The sequence below is a fragment of the Mesorhizobium sp. WSM4816 genome, from assembly GCF_055811535.1.
Genome location: NZ_JBVVQR010000001.1, coordinates 188,037 through 214,452 on the forward strand (window position 1 = coordinate 188,037; position 26,416 = coordinate 214,452).

General features: G+C 61.5%; 30 protein-coding genes. 22 read left to right on the forward strand and 8 right to left on the reverse strand.

Annotation, left to right across the window (positions count from 1 at the left end):
* Positions 1–2 precede the first annotated feature (2 nt).
* From sctL to AC0L3H_RS00860, 13 genes are all read left to right on the forward strand, one after another.
* Positions 3–623 carry a type III secretion system stator protein SctL gene (sctL, locus tag AC0L3H_RS00800; RefSeq protein ID WP_473584143.1) on the forward strand — a complete coding sequence of 207 codons (621 nt, stop codon included), beginning with the start codon at positions 3–5 and terminating at the stop codon, positions 621–623.
* Positions 620–1,978, forward strand: a complete 1,359-nt coding sequence (locus AC0L3H_RS00805) for a FliI/YscN family ATPase (RefSeq protein ID WP_473584144.1) — start codon at positions 620–622, stop codon at positions 1,976–1,978. The genes sctL and AC0L3H_RS00805 overlap by 4 nt, the downstream gene beginning before the upstream one ends.
* Entirely contained in the window at positions 1,965–2,453 is a 489-nt protein-coding gene (locus tag AC0L3H_RS00810; protein ID WP_473584145.1) for a hypothetical protein, read from the forward strand. The genes AC0L3H_RS00805 and AC0L3H_RS00810 overlap by 14 nt, the downstream gene beginning before the upstream one ends.
* Positions 2,395–3,579 carry a type III secretion system cytoplasmic ring protein SctQ gene (gene sctQ / locus AC0L3H_RS00815; protein WP_473584146.1) on the forward strand — a complete coding sequence of 395 codons (1,185 nt, stop codon included), beginning with the start codon at positions 2,395–2,397 and terminating at the stop codon, positions 3,577–3,579. The genes AC0L3H_RS00810 and sctQ overlap by 59 nt, the downstream gene beginning before the upstream one ends.
* Positions 3,572–4,225 carry a type III secretion system export apparatus subunit SctR gene (sctR, locus tag AC0L3H_RS00820; protein WP_202363682.1) on the forward strand — a complete coding sequence of 218 codons (654 nt, stop codon included), beginning with the start codon at positions 3,572–3,574 and terminating at the stop codon, positions 4,223–4,225. The genes sctQ and sctR overlap by 8 nt, the downstream gene beginning before the upstream one ends.
* An 18-nt stretch (positions 4,226–4,243) precedes the next feature.
* Positions 4,244–4,513, forward strand: coding sequence for an EscS/YscS/HrcS family type III secretion system export apparatus protein (locus AC0L3H_RS00825; RefSeq protein ID WP_287205261.1), 270 nt, complete (start codon positions 4,244–4,246; stop codon positions 4,511–4,513).
* A gap of 9 nt (positions 4,514–4,522) precedes the next feature.
* Entirely contained in the window at positions 4,523–5,335 is an 813-nt protein-coding gene (sctT, locus tag AC0L3H_RS00830; RefSeq protein WP_473584147.1) for a type III secretion system export apparatus subunit SctT, read from the forward strand.
* Positions 5,336–5,496: 161 nt separating this feature from the next.
* The gene (locus tag AC0L3H_RS00835) at positions 5,497–6,318 is read left to right on the forward strand and encodes a D-glutamate cyclase family protein (RefSeq protein WP_473584148.1); all 822 of its coding nucleotides are present in this window, start codon (positions 5,497–5,499) and stop codon (positions 6,316–6,318) included.
* Positions 6,319–6,584: 266 nt separating this feature from the next.
* Complete coding sequence (eglC, locus tag AC0L3H_RS00840) at positions 6,585–7,976, forward strand: endo-1,3-1,4-beta-glycanase EglC (RefSeq protein ID WP_287244557.1); 1,392 nt, start codon at positions 6,585–6,587, stop codon at positions 7,974–7,976.
* A gap of 81 nt (positions 7,977–8,057) precedes the next feature.
* Complete coding sequence (locus tag AC0L3H_RS00845; protein ID WP_473584149.1) at positions 8,058–9,812, forward strand: type I secretion system permease/ATPase; 1,755 nt, start codon at positions 8,058–8,060, stop codon at positions 9,810–9,812.
* Positions 9,812–11,122 (forward strand): HlyD family type I secretion periplasmic adaptor subunit, encoded by a 1,311-nt coding sequence (locus AC0L3H_RS00850; protein WP_473584150.1) that lies wholly within the window; start codon positions 9,812–9,814, stop codon positions 11,120–11,122. Before AC0L3H_RS00845 ends, AC0L3H_RS00850 begins: the two co-directional genes overlap by 1 nt.
* Positions 11,123–11,170: 48 nt before the next feature.
* Positions 11,171–11,473, forward strand: a complete 303-nt coding sequence (locus AC0L3H_RS00855) for a hypothetical protein (RefSeq protein ID WP_473491447.1) — start codon at positions 11,171–11,173, stop codon at positions 11,471–11,473.
* 247 nt (positions 11,474–11,720) lie between these two features.
* Positions 11,721–14,267 carry an NAD-dependent epimerase/dehydratase family protein gene (locus AC0L3H_RS00860; RefSeq protein ID WP_473584151.1) on the forward strand — a complete coding sequence of 849 codons (2,547 nt, stop codon included), beginning with the start codon at positions 11,721–11,723 and terminating at the stop codon, positions 14,265–14,267.
* Positions 14,268–14,370: 103 nt separating this feature from the next.
* Here AC0L3H_RS00860 and AC0L3H_RS00865 read toward each other — a convergent pair whose 3' ends face one another.
* Positions 14,371–14,625: a DUF982 domain-containing protein gene (locus AC0L3H_RS00865; protein WP_473584152.1), complete on the reverse strand. Its 255-nt coding sequence runs from the start codon at positions 14,623–14,625 to the stop codon at positions 14,371–14,373.
* Between the two features lie 113 nt (positions 14,626–14,738).
* Between AC0L3H_RS00865 and AC0L3H_RS00870 the strand changes: the two genes are divergently transcribed.
* From AC0L3H_RS00870 to AC0L3H_RS00905, 8 genes are all read left to right on the forward strand, one after another.
* Positions 14,739–15,338, forward strand: coding sequence for a metallophosphoesterase family protein (locus AC0L3H_RS00870; RefSeq protein ID WP_473584153.1), 600 nt, complete (start codon positions 14,739–14,741; stop codon positions 15,336–15,338).
* 398 nt (positions 15,339–15,736) lie between these two features.
* Positions 15,737–16,891, forward strand: a complete 1,155-nt coding sequence (locus tag AC0L3H_RS00875; protein WP_473584154.1) for a DUF3182 family protein — start codon at positions 15,737–15,739, stop codon at positions 16,889–16,891.
* A gap of 55 nt (positions 16,892–16,946) precedes the next feature.
* Positions 16,947–17,351, forward strand: coding sequence for a SpoIIAA family protein (locus AC0L3H_RS00880; protein WP_473584314.1), 405 nt, complete (start codon positions 16,947–16,949; stop codon positions 17,349–17,351).
* 20 nt (positions 17,352–17,371) lie between these two features.
* On the forward strand, positions 17,372–17,593 hold the full coding sequence (locus AC0L3H_RS00885) for a hypothetical protein (protein WP_473584155.1): 222 nt from the start codon (positions 17,372–17,374) through the stop codon (positions 17,591–17,593).
* Positions 17,594–17,711: 118 nt separating this feature from the next.
* Complete coding sequence (locus tag AC0L3H_RS00890) at positions 17,712–17,885, forward strand: hypothetical protein (RefSeq protein ID WP_245268652.1); 174 nt, start codon at positions 17,712–17,714, stop codon at positions 17,883–17,885.
* A 188-nt stretch (positions 17,886–18,073) separates the two neighbouring features.
* Positions 18,074–18,601, forward strand: coding sequence for a YciE/YciF ferroxidase family protein (locus AC0L3H_RS00895; protein ID WP_023799488.1), 528 nt, complete (start codon positions 18,074–18,076; stop codon positions 18,599–18,601).
* A gap of 254 nt (positions 18,602–18,855) precedes the next feature.
* Positions 18,856–19,407, forward strand: coding sequence for a hypothetical protein (locus AC0L3H_RS00900; protein ID WP_287141316.1), 552 nt, complete (start codon positions 18,856–18,858; stop codon positions 19,405–19,407).
* 142 nt (positions 19,408–19,549) lie between these two features.
* Positions 19,550–20,113 (forward strand): sigma-70 family RNA polymerase sigma factor, encoded by a 564-nt coding sequence (locus AC0L3H_RS00905; RefSeq protein WP_473584315.1) that lies wholly within the window; start codon positions 19,550–19,552, stop codon positions 20,111–20,113.
* Here the strand turns inward: AC0L3H_RS00905 and AC0L3H_RS00910 are convergent, their stop codons facing one another.
* Complete coding sequence (locus AC0L3H_RS00910; protein WP_023801247.1) at positions 20,114–20,296, reverse strand: hypothetical protein; 183 nt, start codon at positions 20,294–20,296, stop codon at positions 20,114–20,116. It abuts the gene before it with no gap.
* 271 nt (positions 20,297–20,567) lie between these two features.
* Between AC0L3H_RS00910 and AC0L3H_RS00915 the strand changes: the two genes are divergently transcribed.
* Positions 20,568–20,783: a hypothetical protein gene (locus AC0L3H_RS00915; RefSeq protein WP_473584156.1), complete on the forward strand. Its 216-nt coding sequence runs from the start codon at positions 20,568–20,570 to the stop codon at positions 20,781–20,783.
* On the opposite strand, the gene AC0L3H_RS00920 is transcribed toward AC0L3H_RS00915, so the two are convergent.
* The 6 genes from AC0L3H_RS00920 to AC0L3H_RS00945 are packed head-to-tail and all read right to left on the reverse strand — an operon-like array spanning position 20,780 to position 26,416.
* Positions 20,780–21,814 carry a class I SAM-dependent methyltransferase gene (locus tag AC0L3H_RS00920; RefSeq protein ID WP_473584157.1) on the reverse strand — a complete coding sequence of 345 codons (1,035 nt, stop codon included), beginning with the start codon at positions 21,812–21,814 and terminating at the stop codon, positions 20,780–20,782. The genes AC0L3H_RS00915 and AC0L3H_RS00920 overlap by 4 nt on opposite strands.
* Positions 21,811–22,800, reverse strand: a complete 990-nt coding sequence (locus AC0L3H_RS00925; RefSeq protein ID WP_473584158.1) for a GNAT family N-acetyltransferase — start codon at positions 22,798–22,800, stop codon at positions 21,811–21,813. The genes AC0L3H_RS00920 and AC0L3H_RS00925 overlap by 4 nt, the downstream gene beginning before the upstream one ends.
* A gap of 9 nt (positions 22,801–22,809) precedes the next feature.
* The gene (locus AC0L3H_RS00930; RefSeq protein WP_473584159.1) at positions 22,810–23,874 is read right to left on the reverse strand and encodes a glycosyltransferase; all 1,065 of its coding nucleotides are present in this window, start codon (positions 23,872–23,874) and stop codon (positions 22,810–22,812) included.
* On the reverse strand, positions 23,871–24,722 hold the full coding sequence (locus AC0L3H_RS00935) for a PIG-L deacetylase family protein (protein WP_473584160.1): 852 nt from the start codon (positions 24,720–24,722) through the stop codon (positions 23,871–23,873). Before AC0L3H_RS00935 ends, AC0L3H_RS00930 begins: the two co-directional genes overlap by 4 nt.
* 7 nt (positions 24,723–24,729) lie before the next feature.
* Positions 24,730–25,662 carry a glycoside hydrolase 5 family protein gene (locus AC0L3H_RS00940; RefSeq protein ID WP_023801253.1) on the reverse strand — a complete coding sequence of 311 codons (933 nt, stop codon included), beginning with the start codon at positions 25,660–25,662 and terminating at the stop codon, positions 24,730–24,732.
* Positions 25,655–26,416, reverse strand: a complete 762-nt coding sequence (locus AC0L3H_RS00945) for a TIGR04290 family methyltransferase (RefSeq protein WP_473491460.1) — start codon at positions 26,414–26,416, stop codon at positions 25,655–25,657. Before AC0L3H_RS00945 ends, AC0L3H_RS00940 begins: the two co-directional genes overlap by 8 nt.

Sequence of the window (26,416 nt, forward strand, 5' to 3'; positions counted from 1 at the left end):
AGATGGTCGAACCGGGCAAAGTGACCACTGCCGTGCCGAGGCGCCCCGTCGCCCGCATCCTGCGCGCTGCCGAGGCACGCGCCTGGCAGGATGGGCACGCCTTTCTCGACGAGGCCAGGCGTGATGCGCAGCAGTTGCGTGACGCCGCTCGGCGAGCCTATGCGGCCGAATATGCGCAGGGTTATGAAGATGGCAAGGCGCGAGGCGACGCGGATGCCGCGCGTTTGGTGAGCGAGACCGCGGTCAAGGTCGATCGCTATCTCGGTGGGCTGGAAGCCGAAATCATCACTCTGGCTCTCGATGTGGTCAGGCGCGTGCTGGGAGAATTCGACGCGAGCATGCTGGTCGCCAAGGCGGCCGCGCAGGCAGTCACTGAAATTCGCCGCGCCAAATATCTAAAAGTCCGACTTCATCCTGCTTCCGTTAACAGAGTTCGCGACGAACTGAACGCGGTCCTGCGCGAGAGTGAGTTGGGCATGACGATCGAGATCGACGCCGACGATACGGTGGCGACGGACGCCTGCATCCTCTCGACCGACATTGCCGTCATCGACGCCAGCATCGAGGCACAGCTCAACGCCATTGCCGCTGCGATTTCATCAAAGGCCGAGGCGGCGGCATGACAAGTCCCGCCACTAGGCTCGAGAGCCGCCTCGCATCGATCGTTCCGAACCTGCGTTCTGGCCTGCGTGAAGATGCCAGCCGGCCCAGGAAAGGGCGAGTACGGCGGGTCACCGGCACGGTCATTCACGCGACGGTGGAGGAGGTTCGGATCGGCGAGATCTGCGAACTCGTCGATCCCAGGACCGGCACGGCGACCAAGGCGGAAGTCGTTGGGCTCATGGACGAGATGGCGATCCTTGTGCCGCTTGGCGATCTCACCGGCCTTTCAAGCCTCACCGAGGTCATTGCGACCGGAAAGACCCAGACGGTGCCTGTCGGGCCTGGCCTGCTTGGTCGGGTGATCAGCGCGTTCGGCGAGCCATTGGATGGCAAGCCGCTTGCGCCGGATGGCATTACCGGCAGCTATCCGGTCAACGCCTATCCGCCGTCGCCGCTGGAGCGCAGTTTGATTTCCGAGCCTATCCAGCTCGGAATCCGCGCCCTCGATGGGCTTCTCACCTGCGCGCGTGGGCAGCGCGTCGGCATCTTCGGCGAGCCTGGCGTCGGCAAGTCGATCCTGCTTTCGGATATCGTCAGCGGCACCGACGCAGATGTTGCCGTGGTTGCGCTTGTCGGCGAACGCGGACGTGAAGTGCGCGAATTCATCGAGCATCAGCTCGGGCCGGAAGGGCTGGCGCGCGCGGTCATCGTCGTCGCGACCTCCGACCGGCCGGCGATCGAGCGCGTCAAGGCCGCCTATGTGGCAACCAGCATTGCCGAATATTTTCGCGACCAGGGCAAGCATGTGCTGCTGGCAATGGACAACATCACGCGGTTTGCCCGTGCGCAGCGCGAGATTGGCCTCGCTTCAGGCGAGCCGCCGACGCGTCGCGGTTTTCCGTCTTCGCTTTTTGCTGTTCTGCCCCGATTGCTTGAGCGCTCAGGGCCTGGCCGCGTCGGCTCCATTACAAGCCTCTACAGCGTTCTTCTCGAGGGCGATGGCACGCTGGACCCGGTTGCCGAAGAAATCCAGGCGCTTCTCGACGGCCACGTCTTTCTGTCGAACGAGCTTGCGCAGCGCAACCATTTCCCGGCCATCGACGTGCTGCGCAGCCGCAGTCGCCTCATGGACACGGTGGTGCCGGCCGAGCATCGGTCGGACGCCGGCCGCTTGCGGGAGCTGCTCGCCCGCTACGCCGACGTCGAATTGCTGCTGCGCGTCGGCGAATACGAAAAGGGCAGCGATGCGGTGGCGGACGAGGCGGTGGCGAAGATCGACGCCATCAACGCCTTCCTGCGACAGCCGTCCGCCACCCACGAGACAATCGAGCAGACACGCGAACGCATGCGGGGGATCGTCAATGAAAGATCGTGACACGATCGCACGATTGCGCGACCTTAGGCGCCACGGTGAACAGCGCGCAAACGAATTGGTCACAAGGCGATACGCCGCTGCGCAGCGGGCCGCCGGGGCGGTTCAGGAGGCGGCCGCCGCGGTCAGCGAACACCTGCAGCAGACAGCCGACGCTGAGGATGCAGCATTCGCTTCGCTTGTCGGGCAACCGGTGAAGGCCGCCAGCCTTTACCGGCTTCAGGGACAGTTCGAGAACGCCGCCAGGCAAACCGAAAAACTTCGGGAAAACGAGAAAATGGCCGGCGTCACCGAGCAGCGACGCAAAACAGAGCTATCGGCCGCCCGCAACGATCATCACGCCAGCATGAAGGCGGTGACGAAGCTGGACGGGCTTTTGGAGTATCTGGCCAAACGCACTGCGCGCCGCAGCCTGGCGCTTGCCGAGCTTTCCGAGGAAGACGAGTGCAGTCCACTGCGCTTGCCCACAGAACGATAGTCCAATCCGTGATCGTGAATATGGAAGTGTGATGCCTCAGGCCTTGGCGTCGGCAAAAAAGAAAGCGCGCGCAGAACCGGTGAGACGCACACGCTCGAGCGTTGGCGAGCCGCTGGCATTGGAATCTGTTGCGGCTGGAGAGGTTGAGGCATTGAACGCCTTCTACCGTCGCCGTGCTCCCGCGCAGATCACGATTGCCGGGAAAACCATGGCGCTCGCCGCCGTCTGGCCGGCGCCCAACCCTGTGGACCAGCCAATATGCACGATTGCGTTCACTCTCGGAGACATGGCGGGCAAGTTGCGCCTGCCGTTCTCTGTTGTCGAACGAGGTCTTGCCAAGGCTGACGAGCTGATCGACCTGAAACGACTGGCGCCCGCTCACGCCGCACTGCTGCTGGAGTCCGAATTCGAAAAGGATCTCGAATGGATCGAGAGCAAGCTGGGCGAGACGATCGCTATTACGTCGATCGAACAAGAAGACAGCGTTCTGGACCAAACCGCGTTGGCTTTCGTCCTGACCGGCAAGGACGAAACCATCGATTGCGCCTTGCACACCGACAGCGTCGATCTGGCGGTGCGGGTCGGGGGCTTTCTCGACGCGATCGGCCAAGCAAGACCTCCGGTTCCTGCCGAATTCCCGTTGCCCGTCTGCCTCTGGCGCAACGCGCTTACAATCAGCCACGGTGATCTTCAAAGCCTGCAACCTGGCGATGTGGTGCTTTTCGATGACGAAGAGGAAGACGCGGCATTGGTCATTGCCGAGCGGCTTTATGCCCCGGCGGTGCTGACTGCCAGCGGGCCGCAACTGCTTGCCGCGCCGACTGCAATCGCTGGATCGAAATGGGAGTGGACCATGAACCAAGACACGCCGCCGCACGCCGATCAGGTATTGGAGGAGGCAACTCTGGACGAGCTGCCGGTTGCGCTTGCCTTCGAACTCGGCCGCACGGCGATGCCTCTCGGCGAGGTAAGGCAGCTTGCGCCCGGCGCCATCGTTCCGCTCGCCAATGTGACGAAGGAGACGGTCGACATCATCGCCAATGGCAAACGCGTCGGCCGTGGCGAGATCGTGCGGATTGGGGAGAGCCTGGGCGTGCGGATCGCCCGCATGTTCGACAATGCTTGACAATTCGCCCAACCTGCTTGGGATCCTGATTGCCGTCGGCTTCGTCGGTCTGCTGCCGCTGGCAGTCGTCACCATGACCGGATTCCTGAAGATCTCGGTCGTGCTGTTCCTCATCCGCAACGCGCTCGGCGTCCAGCAGATGCCGCCCAATCTGGTCCTCTACGGCATAGCGCTTGTGCTCACGGTCTATGTCACGACGCCGTTGCTGAGCGAGATGTCGGGACGGCTTCAGGAAGGGCAGGTTCAGTTCCAGACGACCGACGACCTCGCCAGGGCGGCGCAACTGGTGAGGGAACCATTGCAGCAGCACCTGATCAAGTTCACCCAGCCGGAAGAGCGGCAGTTCTTTCTCGATGGGACGAACCGCCTGTGGCCGGAACAGGCACGACAAGATCTGAAGGACGACGATCTTTCGATACTTGTTCCTGCCTTTGTCGCGTCCGAGCTTACGCGGGCGTTTGAAATCGGCTTTCTGCTTTATCTTCCGTTCCTCATCATCGACATCGTCGTTGCCAACATCCTGATGACGCTCGGCATGATCATGGTCTCGCCGGTCCTCATTTCGGTCCCGCTGAAACTGTTCCTTTTCGTGGCGATAGATGGCTGGTCGCGGCTGATGCACGGCCTGATCCTGAGTTACGTCTGACGCCGCTGGGAGGTTTGCATGAGCAATGACTTCATCCTGGCGAAGGTCCAGGGCGCGCTGCTGACGGTGCTGTTCGCGTCAGGCCCGGCGATCATCGCGGCGCTGGCCGTTGGCATCCTGGTCGGGCTGGCCCAGGCGCTGACGCAAATTCAGGACCAGTCGCTGCCGCAGACGATCAAGCTTGTCGTGATCCTGCTGGTCATCATCGTCTTCGGCCCGCTGCTTGGCCAGCAGATCGCCGAGCAGGCCTCGACGGCGCTGGACGAATTCCCCGTCGTCACGCGTTGAGGCGCGCGGATGCCGGTCGAACCCTTCTTCGCGTCGGTCAAGGAGCTACAGTTGTTTCTTTTGGCGGGAGCTTTCGCGCTCGCCCGCATGACCGGGTTCATGCTGCTGATGCCGCTCTTTTCGCGCGTGCCGCTGTCGAGCCTTCTGCGCAACGGCGTTGCCCTGGCGCTGGCGGTTCCGATCTTTCCGATGATCGTCGACAGACTGACAAACACCGACATCGCGACGACGATGATCGTCGCCTACATGCTCAAGGAGGTCGTCGTTGGGGTAACGCTCGGGCTGGCGATGGGCATTCCGTTCTGGGCGGCCGAGGCCGCCGGCGATATCCTGGACCTGCAGCGCGGCTCGACGATGGGGACGCTGATCGACCCGATGATGACCCATGAGACGAGCGCCACCGGCACCTTGCTCGCCGTCATCATGGTCACGGTCTACCTGGCCGCCGGCGGCCTCGAGCTTTCTTTGACCAGCCTCTACGACAGCTATGGCCTGTGGCCGATCGACCAACTTCTGCCGGTGTTCAGCAAGGATGCAGCCGTCATCTTCCTCGATCTCTTGAACCGCATTCTGATGATGGCATTGACCCTGGTTTTCCCGCTCATCATCAGCATGCTGTTGTCCGACCTTGTGCTGGCCTTTTTGGCGCGCGCCTCACCGCACCTCAACGTTTTTGCGCTTTCGCTGATCGTGAAGACGCTGGTGTTTAGCCTCGTCTTTGTCCTCTATTCTGCTTTCCTGCTCTTCTACATGGAGCGCGACCTTGGCTTCCTTCACGAGGCAGGCCGACAGATAGAAGCGATCGGCTGCCGCAGCTGTTAATGACACCAGGAAGGTTTGCGCAGGCGTCGGTCGCAAGATGAAGCAATCGTTGGCCGGCCAATAAATACAATTTATCGTTGAGGAAAGATTCTGACAATTTGACAAGCAGCCGAGCCGCCAACGATCTTACGCCCTCCCGACCTGTCTCTGAACCGGAAGCCATGGCTCGCCTGACCACTTCACCGATCTTCGAGGACCTGCGACTGGTCGATGCGGACAGGCTGCGCAGGCTTGTCAGAATGGGCGCCTATGAGGGGCATACAGGGGGGCTGGCGCACGGTAAGCTCCAGGCCAATGTTGTGATCGTGCCGCGCAGCTTTGCCTGCGATTTCCACCAGTACTGCATCCGCAACCCGAAACCCTGTCCATTGGTCGGCGTTAATCGCGCCGGCAGCCCATTGATCCCGGCGCTGGGCGACATCGACATCCGCACCGATGCCCCCCAGTACAACATCTATCATTTCGGCGAGCTGACCCGTCGCAGGACGGACATCATCGACCTGTGGCAGGATGATTTTGCCGCTTTCGCGCTCGGCAGTTCGCTGACCGTCGAAGCTGCACTTGCCGAAAAGAAACTGAGCCGCATCGGCTGCGGCAAGGCCTCGCCCAAGTTTCGAACCAGGATTCAGACGTGCCGCGTCGGACCGTTTGGTGGCGAAATGGTCGTCTCGATGCGTCCGATAAGCCGTTGCGATGTCGACAGGGTTCGCGCTCTCACCGCACGCTTCCCGCATGCCCACGGCTCTCCCATCCATGTCGGAGATCCCACGCTCATCGGAATAGCCGATTTGATGGCTCCCGACTGGGGCGATGCGGTCAAAATCATCGACGGGGAGGTCCCTGTATTCTGGGCCAGCAGCATCACCGTACAGGATGCACTTGCTCGTGCCGAGCTGGCGACCTCGATCACGGTATCGCCGGGGCACATGCTGATCACCGATGTCGATGCACGAGCCGACGCGGGCGCTTTCAAGGTCTTTTAGCAGTTCTTCATCACCGGTCAGCGGTAATGCTATTCGAGATGCGAAATGCGGTGAGGTCGGTCTCGATCTGCCTCACCACATCTTCGATCATGTTGCAGTTGGCCAACCTTATGCACTCGAGGCAGTAAAGCTCCCCGGCAAGTGCTCCCACTACGTGATAACCATTTGGTAACCTTCCGAACTCGAAAGTGAGAAAGTGCTGGCTCCTTTTTCCATCGATAGATGTTAGGGCTGCTATCGAGCGAGACAAAGGAGAAAGGACCGGGATGGCCACGGTACTGAACGCCAAAGGCGTTCCACTTCCCTACAGCGGATCCTCCGTAAGGTGGTATTCGGCGACGAGTTCCAGCTCAACACTTTATGGCAGCACATACAACGACTCGATGTATGGCGACGGTAACGTCACCGTCACAATGCGTGGCGGCAAGGGCGACGACATCTATTATCTGTATGCCGCGAAAAACAAGGCGGTCGAGCTGTCCGGCGAAGGGGTGGACACCATCTCGACCTGGATGAGTTACAAGCTCCCGGCCAATTTCGAGAACCTGACGGTCACCGGCGACAAACGCTATGCTTTCGGCAACGAGCTGAACAACATCGTTACCGGCGGCTCCGGCCAACAGACGCTCGACGGCTTGCAGGGCGATGACGTGCTCAAGGGCGGATCCGGGGCGGACATTTTCGTCGTCAACCCCGGCAACGGCAGTGACCTGATCCTGGACCTTGGCGCGACGGATACGGTTCGCGTCGGGAGCTACGGCTTCACCTCTTTCGAAGAGGTGCGCGCCAACATGGTCCAGTCGGGAGCCAACGTCCGCCTAAATCTGTCCGACGGCGAGTTTCTCGTCTTCGCCAACAAGACCATCGGCGATTTCACCGCAAGCCAGTTCAAGCTGGCCGTGGACAGGTCGGCCCTGGAACTGACCTTTTCGGACGAGTTCGATACGTTGGACCTGTGGAACGGCTCGAGCGGCACCTGGGATTCGAATTACTGGTGGGGGGCCGAGAACGGCAGCACGCTCACGAGCAACAATGATCTTCAATGGTACATCGATACCGACTACGCCCCGACACGCTCCGTCAATCCATTCAGCATCGAGGACGGCGTTCTCACCATTACCGCCGCCCGGGCTCCTGAGGCGATCCGTCCCTATATAAATAACTACGAATACACGTCAGGGTTGCTGACGACCTACGAATCCTTCGCGCAGACCTACGGCTATTTTGAAATTCGCGCCGACATGCCCGAAACACAAGGGGCGTGGCCGGCCTTCTGGCTTCTCCCGGCGGACGGCTCCTGGCCACCGGAACTGGACGTCATCGAGATGTTCGGTAAAGATCCAAACAAGCTCATCCTGACAGGCCACTCGAACGCGACGGGAACGCATACAACAGTAGGCACGACGGCCTATGCCGCGGATACCGAAGGGTTCCACACATATGGCGTGCTTTGGACAGAAGACGAACTCGTCTGGTATTTCGACGACGTCGAAGTCGCTCGTGCCGCAACGCCTGCCGACATGCATGACCCGATGTATATGCTGGTGAATATGGGGATCGGTGGCCAGGCGGGAGAGCCCGCCGACGAGCTTGCGACGCCTGCGGAAATGCAGATCGACTACATCCATGCCTATGCGTTGCAAGACTGGGTTATCTAACATTTGACTGGGCTCGGCACCGACACGTTCGTCATCATTTCGGGCGCAGCCATTGCCGCCTGAAACCGAACTGGAACTGATGTGAAGGCGACGTCGCATCCCATTCCACCCGAGCCGCCGCGCACAACACTCGCGGCGGTTTTGGCTTCTTTCCGTCGTGCATTGGGCGGAATTGCGTTGATGAGCGGCGTCGTCAATGTCCTGGCGCTGACCGGCTCGTTCTTCATGCTGCAGGTCTATGATCGTGTCATACCTGGCCGCAGCGTGCCGACGCTCGTCGGGCTTGCAATATTTGCCGGCACACTTTTCGTTTTTCAGGGCGTTCTCGAACTCATCCGGTCGCGTTTGCTGGTGCGCATCGGAATGGCGCTGGACGCGCGCTTGAGCGGACAGGTCTATGCCGCCCTCATGCGTTTGCCGCTGCGCACCAAGCTCGCAGGCGACGGCCTTCAATCCTTGCGGGATCTTGACCAGGTGCGATCGTTCATGTCGAGTGCCGGTCCGACCGCGCTTTTCGACCTGCCGTGGATGCCGCTCTACCTCTCTATCTGCTTCCTGTTCCACTTCTGGATCGGCATGACGGCGCTGGCCGGCGTGGTTATTCTGTTCAGCCTGGCATTGCTTGCCGAAATACGCACGCGAGAGCCCGCCAGAAAGGCAAACAGTCAAGCGGCAGCGCGCAATACACTTGCCGAAGCGACACGTCGCAATGCCGAGGTTCTGCAGGCCATGGGCTTTGGCTCGCGCATCGCCGAGCGCTGGTCAGGGATCAATGCCGGCTACCTCGACACCAATGCAACAGCCAGCGACCTTGCCGGGACGCTCGCAACGATCGCGAAGATCCTGCGCATGATGCTGCAATCGGGCATCCTGGCGATCGGCGCCTATCTGGTCATCCATCAGGAAGCGACCGGCGGCATCATGATCGCCAGTTCGATCATGATGAGCCGGGCGCTCGCACCGATCGAACTGGCTATCGCCCACTGGAAGGGCTTCGTCACCGCCCGCCAGGCCTGGGCCCGCTTGACCCAGCTTTTGGTCTTGCTTCCCGAAACTGCGACAAGTGTTTCGCTGCCTGCTCCGAGATCTGCTCTTTCGGTCGAAAATATCAGTGTCACACCGCCGGGTGAGCGCCGGATGGTCGTGCAGGACGCCACCTTTGCATTGGAACAGGGCGTCGGCCTCGGCATCGTCGGGCCAAGCGCTTCGGGCAAGTCATCGCTCGTTCGGGCAATTGCCGGGATATGGCTGCCAATCCGCGGCACCGTCAGGCTGGACGGCGCAACGCTCGACCAGTGGTCGCCGGAAGAACTGGGCAAGCATGTCGGCTACCTGCCTCAGGATGTGCAACTGTTCGACGGCACCATTGCCGAGAACATCGCGCGCTTCGAACCGCAAGCGCCCTCGGACAAGATACTGGCGGCTGCGCGCGCGGCCGGCGTTCATGATCTCGTCATCCACCTGCCGGAAGGCTACGAGACGCGCATCGGCGAGGCCGGTTCGGCGCTTTCGGCTGGCCAGAGGCAGCGGGTGGCGCTTGCCCGGGCTCTCTACGGTGACCCGTTTCTGGTTATTCTCGACGAGCCCAACTCCAACCTCGATGCGGAAGGCGAGGCGGCGTTGACGGTGGCGATCCAAGGCGTGCGCGCGCGAGGCGGTATAGCCGTCGTGGTCGCACATCGTCCGAGCGCGCTTGCCAGCCTGGATCAGGTTCTTGTGATGGCGAACGGCCGTATTCAGGCCTTTGGCCCAAAAAATGAGATCTTGAACAAGATAACCCGCCCGGCGGGCGTTCCCTTGAAAGTCGTTTCCGGACTAGAAGAGACGGCATCCTGATGGCGCAACGCATGATATTCGCGGCCGATCGCACCATTCGACGCTATCTGCTTGGCGGTGTCGCAACCTGCATGCTGCTGGTTGGCGGGGCGGGGAGCTTGGCTGCCGTCACCGAGATTTCCGGAGCCGTCATCGCTTCGGGAAAGCTGGTTGTCGATTCCAGCGTCAAGAAGGTGCAGCATCCGACGGGTGGCGTTGTCGGTCAAATCTTCGTCCGGGAAGGCGATGCCGTGCAATCGGGCAAGGTCTTGATCCGCCTCGATGAGACCATCACCCGGGCCAATTTGGCGATCGTCTCGAAGAGCCTGGACGAATTCGAGGCGCGGCTGGCTCGCCTTGAGGCCGAGCGCGACGGCAAGGCAAGCATCGTCTTTCCAGCTTCGCTTGTGTCACGCCAGGATGCCCCCGAGATTGGTCGGGCGATGGCCGGCGAGCAATCGCTGTTCGAATTTCGCCGACAGGCACGCGCCGGTCAGAAGGCTCAGTTGCAGGAGCGCATTGCGCAGCTTGCCGAAGAGGTTTCCGGCTTGACCGAGCAAAGAGATGCCAAGAGCCAGGAAATCAAGTTGATCGGCTTTGAGCTCGAAGGCATGCGCAGACTTTGGCAACGCAAGCTGGTTTCGATCGATCGTATTACTGCGCTTGAACGCGATGCCGTGCGGCTTAAAGGCGAGCACGGGCAACTGACTGCGGCCATAGCGCAATCGAAGGGTCGTACCTCCGAAATCCGTTTGCAGATCATCCAGATCGACCAGGATTTGCGCAGCGAAGTGGCAAGCGAACTGCGTGACGTTCAGGCAAAGATCTCCGAGTCCGTCGAGCGCAAGGTTTCGGCCGAAGATCAGCTCAAACGCATCGATATACGCAGCCCGCAGAACGGTGTCGTTCACCAGCTCGGCGTGCACACGGTCGGTGGCGTCATATCTCCGGGCGAGCTCATCATGCTGATTGTCCCGGTGACGGACGACCTGACCGTCGAGGCGCGCGTGGCTCCGCAAGATATCGATCAGTTGACGCCAGGGCAAGGCGCGACCCTGCGGCTGTCGGCATTCAATCAGCAAACGACGCCGGAACTGAATGGTGCGGTCAGCAAGATTTCCGCCGACCTCAATGTCGATGAGAAAACAGGCACCGGCTTTTACACCGTGCATGTTGCTTTACCGCGCACAGAGCTTGGTCGGCTCAAGGGCGTGGCCCTGGCGCCAGGCATGCCTGTCGAGGTGTTCTTTTCGACCGGCAACCGCACCATGCTGTCCTATCTCGTGAAACCTTTGGCGGATCAGATCCAGCGAGCTTTCAGGGAGCAGTAGGCTCTCTCTGCGAGCCGACGAGCTGAATTCCGGAACAAGGATGCGATTTTGCCGTTTCGCCTGAAACTGGAAGCGATCCACATGTCCGTATTGACGAATGAAGAGATCGAGGGGCGGCTCAATGCCCAGCGAGAGACTCTGGCGCTGGTCGTCGCGCTGCTCGCCGGCCTCGACGCGACTTCCGAGCGAATATGGGCCGAACTGGAGGCCCGTTTTCAATTCCAGAACAATCAGGAAGACCCGGGCGCCGTGCCAAGCCGTGCTTTCGCCATTGAGAGCGCGATGATGCGGGAGTTCAAGCTGATCTTCGAGGAAGCGCGGGCACGCAAGGCGGAATGGAACGCCGAATAGGCGGTCGGAACAGATCCGTCTCTCCGGATGGATAGCAACAATTTTCCCGACCTGACGCGGAAACATTTCCGCCATGCCGGTGTTACTCACCGAGTGGGGCGCGAGGCGCTTCCTTCTCTTTGAGGCAATGATGAGCTTCGACAAGACATTGCGCCACATCCGGCTGAATGGAACTGCGGCTAACTGTGATCCGAACCGGCAGGTTACCCGGCTGAGGTCCAGACGGCCTGGCGAACAGGCCTGAGCTGTGGCGAGCAACGGCACGACCCTTCCGACGGTTCTTGTCACCGGCAGCAGCGGCTTCCTGGGGCAGGCGATCGCGCGAGGCTTGATCGACCGCTATCGCGTCATCGGCCTCGACGTCGCAAAACCGAAGCATGCCCCCGCCGGCATGGAGACGATCGAGATCGATCTCACCTCCGATGAGGGCGTGAGCAGGGCTGTGCAGGCGGCACGGGAGCGCAGCGGCGGCCGCATCGCTTCGGTCGTCCATCTTGCCGCCTATTATGACACGACCGGCGAGGACAACCCCAAATATGACGCCGTCACGGTGCAGGGCACGCGCCGGCTGCTGAAGGCGCTGACGGCGGTCGAGAGCGAACAGTTCGTGTTCTCCAGCACGCTTCTCGTCCATGCGCCAAGCCCGGAAAAGGGCGCGAAAATCAATGAGGACTCGCCGCTTGACCCGGCCTGGGCCTACCCAAGATCGAAAGCCGAAACCGAGGCGCTGATTTCGCGGGAGCGCGGCCAGATCAAGACGGTGATCCTGCGGCTCGCCGGCGTCTATGACGAAGACTGCCGGGCGGCCTTTATTGCCCAGCAGATCGCCCGCATCTTCGAGCGCTTGCCGACCGCGTATCTGTTCGCCGGCGATATCACCGCCGGCCAGCCCTATCTGCACAAGGACGATCTCGTCGATGCGGTGGTGCGCACCGTCGACCGACGCGCCGAACTTCCGGCCGAGACCGTGCTTCTGATCGGCGAAGAAGACACACCGTCATACGAGGAGATGCAGAAGCGCATCGGCCGGCTCATCCATGGCGAGGACTGGCGCACCCTGGCGCTGTCGAAGCAGCTGACGAAGCTGGGCGCCTGGGTGCAGACGGAGGTGCTCGACCAGGACACCGACATCAAACCGTGGATGATCGAGAACTCGGACGATCATTACGAGATCGACATCTCGCGGGCCAAAACCCTGCTGGGCTGGTCGCCCAGACACAATCTGCTGGAGACACTGCCGGAGATGATCCGCCGGCTGAAACAGGACCCCACGGACTGGTATGGGACCAACAAGCTCGATCCGCCGGTTGTCGCGGCTTCGGACCCCGAGATCGAGCAGGCCGAAAGGCGCCTCAAGGGACCGCTCGAGCGAAGCAAGGAAGACGTCGAAGCGGCAATAAAGCGGCATCGGTCAAGGACGCTCTGGGCGCCGATGACCAACGCTGCGCTCGGGCTGTGGCTGATCACCTCGCCAATGACAATTGGCCTGTTCGATCCCGTCACAGCCGCAATGCCACCCGCTCTGGGGCACGCTATTGCGGAGCCGCAATTGCGCAACGCAGGCCTCGGCGTCAGCGAGATCGTTTCCGGCCTGCTGGTGACGGTCTTTGCGTTGATGGGCATGTCCCGACGCTGGCGCTGGGTGCAGTGGATCACGGCGTCGCTCGGCGTTTGGGTGATGCTGGCGCCGTTGCTGTTCTGGACGACCAGCGCCGCCGCCTATGCCATCGACACGCTTGTCGGCATGCTGATCGTCGCCTTTGCGGTGATGATCCCGCCGACCCCTGGCATCAGCCGCCGCGCGCTGGCGGCCGACGACGACATTCCGCTGGGCTGGACCTATTCGCCATCGACCTTCACGCAGCGGATACCGATCGTGGCGCTGGCCTTCGTCGGCCTGTTCGTCTCGCGCTATCTCGCCGCCTTCCAGATGGGCCACGCGGATGGGCTGTGGGATCCGTTCTTCGGCCCCGGTAGCGCGCCGGTGCGCAACGGCAGCGAGGCGGTGGTGACGTCATGGGTCTCGAAGGGTTTTCCAATCGCCGATGCCGGGCTCGGCGCCTTCGCCTATTGCCTCGATATCCTCGCCGGCGCGATCGGCGACCGACGGCGCTGGCGCACCATGCCGTGGATGGTGCTCCTGTTCGGCCTACTGATCGTTCCGCTTGGCGCGGTCAGTGTGTCCTTCATCATCATCCAGCCACCGCTGATTGGCGCGCTGTGCACGCTCTGCATTCTCCAGGCCGCCGTCACGGTGGTGCTGATCCCTTACTCCGTCGACGAGGTGCTGGCGACCATCCAGTATCTCTGGGGGGCGACGAGGGCAGGCGAGCCGTTCTGGCGTACCTTCTGGATGGGCGGACCGGCGCTGTCGGAGAACCAGACGCCCGGCGCCGACCTCGACCGTCCGGTTTTCGAGGTGCTGAAAGAATTTGTCACCGGCGGCGTCAACTTGCCGTGGACGCTGGCAGCAAGCACGCTGCTCGGCGCCTTGCTGATGACCACGCCATTGCTCTTCGGCACGCAGCCACCGCTTTACTTCAGCGATCACGTCGTCGGCTGTCTCATTATCATGGTCGCAGTCACGGCCATGGCCGAAGTGGTCCGGCCGCTGCGCTTCCTCAATGTCGTGCTTGGCGCATGGGTCGCGGTGTCCCCCTTCGTGCTTGCCGGCGGTGAAACCCCGGCGATCGTGGCGGACGTTGCGATCGGTCTGGCGCTGATCGTGCTCAGCCTGCCGCGCGGCACGCGCAGTGACCAGCACTATGGCGGTTGGGATCGAGCGATTGTCTGAGCAACTTGACCTCAGCGCCTGGCAAGGCGAAGCGCGCGTGACGATCTGCAGGAGCAGGTCAAGGAAGAGATCGAATGGCCTGACAAGGCTCTGCCTGACGGGGTTAGATTTGTTCGCGGAGCAGGATCCTCGCGTCCTTGGCCGCGACGATGAACGCCTGGCGTGCGACCCTTGGCGGCTTTTCGCCGCGGATAACAGCAAGGCAGGCTGCGATTGCAGCCAGTCGCGTCTTGGACGCTGGCGTCGGCCAGTCCTTCAGCAGCACTTCAGCCGCATCGGAGACAGACAAGACAACCCTGTCACGGTCAATCCGACCGGGTTGAACGACAATTGGCTTTCTGAAACGTCTCGTGCGCACGACACTCTCCAAAGCGAGGAGTATGTTAGCCGCGTCTGATCTTGTTGGCCACCTCAAATGTTAATTGCGGGAAGGCGAGGTTCGGACAACGTCCGCAAAGGCTGTGAACGACCATGATCTATTTCACGGCCGACACACATTTCAGCGATCCCCGCATTCTGCGCATCGATCGCCGCCCGTTCGGCTCGCTGGCCGAACACGATCGAGCGCTGATTTCGCTCTGGAACGAAACCGTCAGCCCGGATGACCAGATCTGGCATCTCGGCGACTTTGCCAAGGGATCGGCCGAATTCGTTGCATCGCTGCTGTCGTCTCTTCATGGCGAGAAGCATCTGATTATCGGCAACAATGATGGCGCGGCGACCATAGAGGCTGCGGGTTGGGCCAGCACACAGCATTACAAGGAACTGACGATAGACGGCAGGTTGCTGATCCTTTGCCACTATCCTTTTCGCACCTGGAATCAGATCGGCAAGAAATCGATCAATCTGCATGGCCATTCCCACGGCAGGCTGAGCCCAGTTACACGCCAGTACGACGCCGGCGTCGACAGCTGGGATTTCCGCCCGGTCACCCTTTCCGCCATCCTTGCAAGCCGACGGCGGCACCCCTCCACTTCGTCATCCCAGGGCGGAGCAAGGAGCGAAGCGACGCGCGCAGACCCTAGGATCCATTCCGTGACGCCAGCCGAAGAATGCAGCGGGTCAGAATAAAAGCGCTCCGTAGCGATCCTTCGCGCCCCCCTTTGTCCTGCCGGACATCTCCCCCACAAGGGGGGAGATTGGCCTTCATCACTGATTTCGCCAACCACCAACCGTGCAAAAAAGGGACGCTGTCCGCGAAGCTGCCGATCTCCCCCCGTGTGGGGGAGATGCCAAGTTTTGGCAAAGAGGGCAGGACAGAGGGGGGCGCTGTCCCTCGGCGATCAAAGGTTCTGCACCGCAGCGCGCTCCAAGGTCACGGCTGGATACCAGCGTCTGCGCCCGCGCGGCGAGCCTGCCAATCCGGGCTGAACGTTCTGCCATCTGCTGCGTTCTCCCGGGGACAGGGCGCGTAGGACCGCAACATCGGCGCCCAATGGCCATAACGAGGAAGCACCGGAACGACCGATATGACCGAGCACAGAGGCACTCAGCCGAGCCAGCCAAAAGGCACCGTGATCGCATTCTCCGCGCCGGGCTGCGAGCCTCTCTACGCTCACGAGCGGGAAGCCATAGCTGCCGTCTCCCGCACCATTGCCACCCTCAAGGGGTTTGCCTTCCGGCAGGGTCTAGGCCACAGCAGCGGCAGTGGCGGGCGCTTGTACTTCGTGCCGGACGACAGCTTGCTTGCCAGCGATGCGGCACGGCTGGGTATCAACGGGCCGCAAGACCTCTTCGGCGGCGTGGTGCCTTGGCGATTCGCGACCACCAAGGCGATAACCCACGAACTGGTCGACGACCTGGCCGAGCGACCGAAGGAATGGTCAACCGGCTTCGGCAGAACTGTCGCCGCCGCAGTATTGCCTGGCTACACCGTGTTTTCGCGGCACGATGCGCTGCGAGCAGCGCAACGCCTGCTGAGGCATGGGCTGGCCCGGCTCAAGCCACCGCTTGCCTCGCGAGGCCAGGACCAGCACATCGTTCGCACGGTCGCTGACGTCGAGAGACTGCTCGAGCGATACCGCTCCCCCGACTTGGACGAGTACGGTCTGGTGCTCGAAGCTGACCTTCGTGACGTCGTCACTTTGAGTGTTGGCAGAACCGAGATCGACGAAATCATGGTCGCCTACTACGGCACTCAAACGACGACGACCGATAATGCGGGACAATCCGTTTATGGCGGGTCGGACCTCATTGTCGTGCGCGGCGGATGGGAAGCTCTCGAAGACCTTCAGCTTCCCCGCGCACTGGCTTCGGCAATTGCGCAGGCGAGAGCCTATGACGCGGCGATGGCTGAGTGTGCTGGATTTTTCGCCTCGCGGCGCAACTACGATATCGGCCAGGGTGTCGATTCGTCGGGTATCTGGCGATCCGGTGTGCTCGAGGCCAGCTGGCGCATTGGCGGCAGCAGCACGGCCGAGCTTGCGGCAATAAAGATCATGAAGCAGGACCCGGACATCCAACTGGTGCGTGCGTCCGCGGTCAAGACGTTCGGCAATACCAGCCGGTTGCCTGACAACGCTGACGTTCACTTTCAGGGAGAAGACCCCGATGAGGGTCCGATCACGCGCTATACCGTCGTCACGAATGCGTCCCGGGAGCCGCCAAGGAAAGCGGTGGGTTAGTGTCCAAGAACGCTTAGGACCAGGGAACATCCGTCGGCGGCTTGAGTTGTTCGGCATGATCCCGAAAACCAATCCGAAGGAGGAAAAAGTGATCGAGGTTATTTCTGCTCCTGAGAATGTCGCCGCATTTCGCGTTGCCGGTACCGTGACCGCGGAGGACTACGACAAGATCATCCCGACCATCGAAGAGAAACTGAGCGAACATGAAGAGATCGGCATCCTGGCCGACCTTACCGATCTGGAGGACATGACGGGCGACGCATTGCGCCGCGATCTGCAATACGGCTTGAGCAAACTTGGCGAACTCCACCGCTTCCAGCGTACCGCAGTGGTGTCCGAAAAACAGTGGATCAAGGCAGCTACCGAAATGACGGGCGCACTGTTCCCGCAGATCGAGGCGCGGGTGTTCCCGGCGGACGAAAAGACCCAGGCTCTGGAGTGGGTAGCACGCGTTCAATAGCGGCATCTAGGGGAGCGGCCATGCCAACCATCTACAACAAACGACAGAATTCGGACGGCCTGTGGGAAGTCTATGACGACGAGAGCGAGGAAGCCGTCGTGGTTGACAGCATGCCGCTTTCCGGCCTCGATGAACTCGAAGCCAATGAGGCCATTCGAAAACTCAAGCGGGGTGAGGTGACTTCCGACAACATTCCGCCGACTGCCCAGTCTGGCTGGCCTCCGACCAAAGACGGCATATAATCAATGCAAGCGTCCTGCCCCGGCGCGAGCAGGTTGCAGGGGCGAGGTTTCCAGTGCATTCTTGCTGTCGTCGATGACCACACAGTATCTTAACCACCAGTTGGAATGCCCTTATTGCTTGACGATAAGGCTGAGGATTCCGGCCGACGCCGGTCCTGACGACCGGATCTTTTGCGACGACTGTGGCGAATTTCTCGGGACCTGGGACGATCTGCTTACCGATTTTGAGAGGCAGGGCGGCCAGGATGGAGTGTTCCGTCTCGACAAGGGCCGTATCAAGCGGATCGATTGAGCCGATTGCTGGCGAAGCCATTTGCTCGCACCGCCGTCTCGCCAGCGTAAGCCTTGCAGCACCTGCGCGGCCTGAGGCGAAAAATTTCCAGCGGCTCGAATCATCAGGGAACTTGTTGCCGGCCGGCGGGGTTATCGGTCGCCTTCCCAGTTAGGGAGGCTAGCTCCAAACCTCAGCGGGAGACGACCATGGCAACTGCGAAAAAAGCTGCGAAAGCGACAACCAAGGGCCTTGAGGACCTGTTCCTCGACGGGCTGAAAGATCTTTACTACGCCGAAAAGAAAATACTGAGGGCGCTGCCGAAAATGGCCAAAAGCGCGGAGTCGGAAAAAGTGACTGCTGCCTTCGAAAAACATCGCATGGAGACGGAAGTTCACGTCGACCGGCTCGAGGAAGTGTTCGAGAAATTTGGCAAGGCGGCACGCGGCAAGACCTGCCCGGCGATCGACGGCATCATTGAAGAAGGCTCCGAGATCCTCGAAGACTATGACGGTGCTCCTGCGCTCGATGCCGGACTGGTCGCAGCGGCGCAAGCCGTCGAACATTACGAGATCGCCCGGTACGGCACTCTTGTCGCCTGGGCGGAACAGATGGGAAAGGCCGATGTCGCCGCCCTTCTCAAGGCAACGCTCAAGGAAGAGGTGGCGACAGACGAAGCGCTGACCGGGTTAGGCGAGGGTGGTGTCAACCAACGTGCCCTCCAAGCCGCCGCCTGATTCCTGTGGTGACAGGCTTGCGGAGCCCAGGCGAAGATCGCCAGGCTCCGCTCGCAAGATGCAGGTAGTGCCTTGCCGTCCGGGATTCTTGAGCCGGCGTGGCCGACTGGCCATTTGAATTAGCTTGAACCGGAATCTTCAAGAAGATTGCGCAGATGTCAGGTGAGAGAGCCCGCTATCGTTGGCATTGGCGTTGGCGTTCGGCAAGCGTTGAGTGGCCGAGCGACCCGTTTAGCGAGCCCGGTCGCGGGTGATTGGAACATCTGCCGACCAACGCCGTTGATATGCTCGGCAGGCGAAAGGGGCTGCATATGTCAAAACTTCAGGCGGTGACTCCAGAGCATCTGCAGCGGCTCAAGCTCGAGGCGTCTGCTTATTTTGGTCCGAAAGTGCTCCAAGAAGCATTGTTGCGTCTTTGCCAGGCTTGCGGACGCGATAGCCTTGACCGGTTCGAGAAGACCATGGTCGATAAGATCGAGGCAATGCGCGATGAGAGGGCCGATTTCGAGACAATGAAGGAATTTGCCATCGAACAGCTTTACGCCTGCGTTCGCGAGGTCAGTAGTTCGCCTGACATGAAACAGCCGCTGGAGGGAGCAGAAGCCCGAAGGACGCCTGGTCGGTCGGAAGAGCCGAAGACCCTGGAAGACCAGTTGCAGGCCGGGCTTGAGGATTCTTTTCCCGCGAGCGACCCGCCGGCGGTGGTGTCCACAGCGATATCCGGCGGGGCGAAAAAGCTGGTCGGGACTGACGAAGTCCTGAAAAAGCAGCGGGAAGAGGCGGCCAAGAACAACGACCGGTCATAGACGGCCGCCCGCCCAATCCGAGATTTTCCAGAACCTTATTTCGATGTCCGGAACGATCCAAACCTTCATGCATTTAGCTAGGTCTGCGTTCATCAACTCTTTCTTGCTGGGAGATGGACCATTGTCCTCCAGGGGCTACCCCTTGGCCAACCAGGAAACGGATGACGTTTCCATCGTTGACCTGATACCTGCCTTGCGTGCCTTCGCCCGCACCTTCTGCCGGGTTCCCGACGATGCCGACGACCTGGTCCAGGAGACATTGACCAAAGGGCTCGCCAACATCGACAAGTTCGAGCCCGGAACGCGTATGAAGTCATGGCTCTTCACCATCATGCGCAATAACTATTATACGCGCATCAAGGCCGCCGACAGGGAAAAGCCGGGCCTGCTTGACTGCGCCTCCGCAATCCCGATTACGGAAGCGACGCAGGAGTGGTCCGTTCAGAGCAAGGAAGTCGCCAACGCCGTCCAGAGGTTGCCGGAGCATCAGCGCGAGGTCCTGATGCTGATCGGGGTCCTTGGCGTCAGCTATGAAGAAACTGCCGAAATATGCGGTTGCGCGGTTGGAACGGTGAAAAGCCGCCTTAACCGAGCGCGTGCCAGCGTGCTGGAATACCTCGGCGAAAGTTCCTTGCAGACATTGGTGGAACGACGCAATCACCTGTCAGCAGCACAGGGAAACTTCGCAGTCGACAGGCGCCGATAGCTAGTCCTGTTTCTTTGCTTTGCATCGACGCTTCTCGACAAGCGCATTCTGCAATTGAACCGCAAGGTCGGTCAGCTGGTCGGGGACCTTTTCCTGCTCGATAGCAGTCAGCAGAGATGCAATCTTCCGGTCTATTGCCAGCCGGAGTTTCGGGCTGATGCTATCGTCGCTCGAGCGAGACATAGTGTTCTCTTAACGAATCAGTCCCTTCACCAGTGTGGTGACGGCAATCAGAGTTTGCAAGGATTCGCGCGTCCTCACAGTCAGCGCCGTCCCTTGCACAGCCCGTCCCTTGCACAGCATTGTGTATCGAAGCTGCTGGTCTCGTCGGGGAAGCCTATGCTTTCCCCTCGGGTCCTCCCGGCGCTGTTGCCGGGTGCGCTCGACATTTCGACTCTCGTGACCTCGACTGGCCACTGGTCATGATTGGCGTTTGCGGTTGCAGCAGTCAGTCTTGGGAGAGACGATCTGCGGCGTGATACTGATCGGAGTTGATCCGATTGCCATCGAGCCGGCGTTGCTCGGTGTGCTGCTTCCCAGGCTCTGCTGGACAAAGCAAAGCCGCGTTTCCTTAACCTTGTCCTTGGCCAAATCGGTCATCGCGCCGACCGCCGGAGCCTTTATCTTGACGGCAGAGGTGATGTCTATCTTGCCGCCGGATGCCTTCTAGTCCTCCTTCGGATTGTCGGCACTCACAGGTGCCCTGTCTGTTTGGTGCGCCTGTCTCTTTGACGCCCTCGTCTCTTTGACGCCCGAACAATCATTGCGCCGTAATGTTCCCTCGGATGCCACAAGAAGAAAGGCATTGCCGTCCCACAGCCGGAACGGCTTCGCGCCGTCAGCCACGACCTGCATGCCATGGGCTTCGGCGAGGCGGTGAACATCGGCACGATCCAGCGCCGTCGATCCGCGATAGGAGTAATTCAGAAGTGCTGCCGCGCCTGACGGTTTCAGAACACGCGCAATTTCCTCGAAATACCGCTCCGCCAGGCCAGCCAGCACCAGGTAGGGGAAGCTGTCGACAGCCAGCACGCAATCGAAGCTTGCGTTGGTAAAATCGGCGAGATCGAGACCAAAGGTCGGCCGCAGATCCACATTGCGCAGCCCTGCACATCGCCGACGAGCGACCGAAATCATCTCCGGGGATATGTCGATGCCGACGATCCGGTGCGCGGCATCCGAGAGCGCGCTTTCGAAGCGGCCGATGCCACAACCAATATCCAGTATGTCCTGGTCGGGGCCGGTGAAGCCTTGCCGCTGCAACCATGCGACGATCTCGTCGGTGGCGGCGGTGAGTTTCTCCTCGTCTCCCAGCGAAGACAGTTGAACGCTCGCCGCCTGGGAAATCGTCGCCGCGGCATCAAAGCCGGCGGCCAGCCGCCTGACGACCGCGGCGTCAGTTTCCCATTCATCGCGTTCGTGGCGGACGGCGGCACCTGTTTGGCGCAACGTGGTGAAGATGTCAGGCCTGTGACGAAGCAGATCGGCGATCCGCTCCAGTCTGTCGCGTTTTCGCAGGTCGGCTGAACGCATCTCCAGCGCCACATCGGCCAATTCTGCGGCATCGACCCCGGTCTCGAAGCGCAGCGCCAGTCTGGCAATGATGGCGTCGACGCAGGCGCCGTCGGCCATGCACTCCTCGATCAGCATTTTTGCGGTCGATGCCGCCTGGGGCGATGGCTTTCGTCCGGTGGCGCTCATCGAGCCATGCTCCGCGTCCAGACCTTTCGCATTGTCCATTGGTCGACGGCCCCCCAGCCATACTTGTAGCTCTCCTGGCCGCGCAGAAAATCGAACTCCCGCGCCCCTTCACGAGCCGCTTCGGCAATCGCGTGACCGATCAGGATTGCGCCGGGACTTTCCTCGGCATAGGCCGGATCAAAACCGCCAAGGTAGGCGTAGGCGCGGTGGCGATGATGAAATCCGTAATAGGCGCCGACGACCGCATCGTCGATGGCAACAAGCCAGCATCGGACAAGACCCTGTGCGGCAAGCATGGGAAGCGCCTGCCGATGGAATTCTTCTGCAGCCGGATCGGCCAGGACGCCGTCGCCGCGCCCGGCCCAACGCGCGCCGTGAAGGCGGATCAGGTGATCGAAAAACACTTTGAGATCGGCCTGCGCCGGTATGATGGAGACGCAGCCGCGCCGGCGTGCGGCATTGTGCGCGCGGCGCAACTGGCGTCTTCGCCGCGCCGGAATGCAGACCGCGAGCGCATCGTGGCCAGCGATCGGCAGCACGGGACAAGCGGCGTGGTCGACGGGTTGATCCGCCTCCAGCGCAGGGTGCGCGATAGTGAGACCGGCAGCACCGGCCGGCAGGTCCGGTAAGATCCATTGCGACCAATTGATCGCCAGAACCCGGTCGGCGATGACGGCGGCGACAGCCGCTTCGATGCCGGGGCAACACAGGACATCCAGGTAGTCGCTCAACGAAATCCCAACCGGGAGCAGTCTCGACCCGCAAGTTGCGTGTTCCAGGTAAAGCGGTGCCAATCCCACCAGATCGTCGCCTCGCCAGACGGCGATCGTCGCCAGCTCTCCGGGCGCGAATGCGCGCCACCACGGCACCAGCCAGGCGGGGCTTTGGAACGGCGTCGCTGTCCGGCTATGCGCCCACAGCTCCCGCCAGCGCGGCGCCAGCGCCTCAAAGGCGGCCGGATCGTCGATGATCTCGGAGCGGAGCATGAAAGCCGCTCACTGCACCGCCGCCAGGCGCCTGCGGCCGGCACCAAGCCCTGCCAGCGCCTGGTAGGCGTCCATGTAAGACGAAATCATTTGGTCGAGCGAAAAGCGCCGCCGCGCCTCGGCCCGGCATGTCTCGGCATTCAGGCCGGAGGCTGCGACGATGGCCTCCGCCATCTCATGGATGTCGTTGACCAGAAAGCCCGTCTTGCCGTGTTCGACCACATCCGGCAGCGCACCGTTTGGAAAGGCGACGACCGGCGTGCCGCAGGCGAGAGCCTCCATCGCGACAAGCGAGCTGGTTTCCGCGGCAAGGCTGGGAATGACCAGGCAGCGGGCGGCGTTGAGAAAGTGCCGCTTCGCGACGAAGCCGAGCGGACCGAGGAAGCGGCGGCGCTGGTCGAGGCGCGGCTGGACTTCGTCACGAAAGTACAGCGTGTGCGTTTCGTAAGGGTAGACCTTGCCGCCGATGATCAGCCGCACGCCAGCCTGTTTTGCCGCGTCCAGTGCCAGGTGGATGCCCTTTTCCGGGCAAATGCGGCTGAGCACCAGCGCGAAGTTGCGCTTGAACTGCCGACCGCTCAGCGCATCGATATCCACGCCGTTTGGAATGGGTGCCAGCAGCCTGGCACCCGGCGGCGCGGTCCTCTGTTGGGCCATCGAGACGGCGTGAAGCCATAGATCGTCGCGGACTGTGCGCAAGGCATCGGCGGGATACCAGTCGAGCGGCAGGTGCAGGCTTACCAGGGTCGGGCCATTATCAGGCAGATAGGCATCAAAATCGATGCCGTGCAGATGAACCACGTCGATCGGCCAACGGGCGCGTGCGACTTCTATCGCGGTGCGGTGAGAGCGCTGTGCCCGTTTCTTCGCCGCATCGTCGAGCACACCTGGTTCAGCAGGCGTCTCGATGAGCACGCCCGCCGCTTTCGAGCCCTGGCAACCGATCACGATGGAAGCGTGTCCCGCGCGCACGAGTGCCTGGTCGAGCATCGACAGCACCTGCTCGGCACCGCCAACCGCATCCGGGCCGACTGGCGCGAGAGGGTAGGCGACGTTCAGGACGGTGAGGGTCATGGCCGGTCGAGCCCAAGCTCCTCATGCGCAGCGGCCGCGGCGTGAAGCCAAACCGCCGGCTCGAAGCCGAGCGGCAGCGCCTCGTAATAAAGCCTGCCGCTGTTCGGCAGCGCCAGGAAATCATAGGCAGGCGCCACCCGGAAACGTTCGATGCGCGCCGTGAACGGCGCCAGCGTCCGTTGCTGTGTCCGGTGGCAGGCCAGCATGCACTGCTTCCGTTCGAAAGCCGCTTCCGTAAGGTGCAATTCGATGCGCTCGCTGCCGGAATGACTGTTGAAATCCTGAAGGACCGCACCCTCAGGCCCGGCCGAATAGAACGCCATTTCGACGATGGCCGGTGCCTGGCGTCCGCCGCGGCGCAGCAAATGGCAGGCCGCATGGACGGCAAAGGCGGTCGCGTCATGATCGGGGTGACCACCTTCATAAGGATGCGTGCAAACGAAGCTGACATCGCGCTCGGCCAAAAGGCCGGTCAGTTCCCGTGCGAGCGAGCCAAGATTTCCGGCGGCCTGCTTGTCGGGATAACCGAGGCTGATCAGGGCCGTCGACGGCAATCCCGCTGCCGCTAGCACCGCCTCCAACTCCCGATGGCGGGCCTCGGCATAGTCCTGCCACGTCTCGAAGCCGTATGCTCGCGCGTCTTCAAGGTCTCGCGGCGCGCCATCGGTGACATGAACGATGCGAGATCCGCGCAAGCCGGCAAGATGCCCGCCGATGCCGATGGTTTCGTCGTCCGGATGCGCGACAACGATCATGATCTCAGCACCGTCTGAGCGGTGCGGAGCAGCACCCAGCAACAAGGCCGCGAATTCGGCAAGCGGTCCGGATCTGCCAGCTGCGTGTTGCATGACACACTCATGCTGCCGAAGCCCGCACCGCTCTGACCGGCGAGGCAGCCATGGCGGGAGCATAGCGGCGGGTCATCGTCGCGCAAAACTCCGCAAATTCCTCCGGCACCAGCGGCGGACTGGTGTGATGCGGCATCACTCCGCGGTGCTCCGGCGTGAAGCAGAAGGTGATGGTCACGTCGAAATCGGCAAGTGCTTCCATCTGCCGGTCGTACCAATCCAGCGCATTCGGCCTGAAACTGTCGGCCCAGGAAAGCCCGGTGCGCAGATTGGTGACGCCCAGCCGTTTCATCCAGGCGACGGCGTCGTCCAGCCGGGGATCTTCAAAGTGGAACCATTGCACCAGCCCCATCCCGGGTAAGTAACGCAGGAATTCTTCGAGCGCGGGTTTGGGCGTGCCATCTTCGCGGAGCAGGCCCATGTAGAAGTGGCGATAGTAGGAGGAGCCTTCGGCCTCGCGATGACGCGTCGTTGCCCCCCATTCGCGCGGAAGATCGTAGAGGCTGTACCATTGCACGCGCGAGGCATTGCCGAGCAGCAGTTCGGCGCTCCGACGCAAACCCCAGAGCTGCACCTCCTCCGCCCCGAAGCTCGACACGCCAACTTCGCTGACCCATACGGGAAGATCGGTAACGGTCGAAATCTCGCCGATCTTCTGCGGCCATTCCTGAATCTGCCAGAGATTCCAGTCGAGTGGGAAACCATGCACACCGACGGCATCGACATGATCGAGCACCCCGTATTGTTTCATGAGCGCCATGAAATCGGCATCGATCGGCGAAATGCCGCCCAGTATCCTGGTCACGGCCGGGTTTGCCGATGCGATCGCATCGGCGGCCAGTATTGCCATGTTGGCGAAGCGACTCCAGTCGGGGTCGAGTTCGGGATCCCAATGGGATTTGTTGTTCGGCTCGTTCCAGATCATCGCAGCTTCAATCATGAAGTGGTCCTTTCGACGGGTAGACGGCGCCGCCGCAGGCCGGCTCACCGGCGGCGCCGCAGAAATAAACCTCTTGCTCCGGGTGCAGCACGATCTCGAAGCCGGCGCTGCGCAGCATCGCCTCTGTGCAGGCGCGATTGGGAATCCACCAGTTGGTCGGGTCGTCGGCATAGCGATGCTCGATGAAATGCAGCTTCGGAAACTCCGGCCGGTCGAACAGATCGTGGGTCCAGAAAGGATAATTCTCATCGAGTGCAGGCAGTTCGATGCTGCCGCGCTGCATGGACTGGAAGATCATCAGGTCGCCGGCAACGTGCTCCCGGATCAGATCGAGAGCGAGCAGCGGGTGGCGCAGGTGATAAAGCACGCCCATGAACAGGACGATGTCGAATTTCTCCCGCAGGGCGCCAACGTCGTAGACCGAAAGCTGCTGGAATTCGATGTCGCAGTCAGCGATTTCGGCGGCGAAGCGCGCCTGCGCCAGATAGGCTTCATCGAAGTCGATGCCGAGGACGCGGCCAGCGCCGCGTCGCTTCATTTCGATCGAGTAGAAGCCGGCGTTGCAGCCTATGTCGAGCACGGCCTTGCCGGACAGATCGGCAGGAATGGCGTCGGCGAACTTACGCCATTTGATCAGCGGATAATTGCCGAGGAAATGGTCGGGGGCGGTTTCGACGCCCGCCAGTTCCATGTTGTGGAACCACGGGCCAAGGGCATCGATGCGGCGGCGGATTTCGGCGTTCGAATGCAGCAT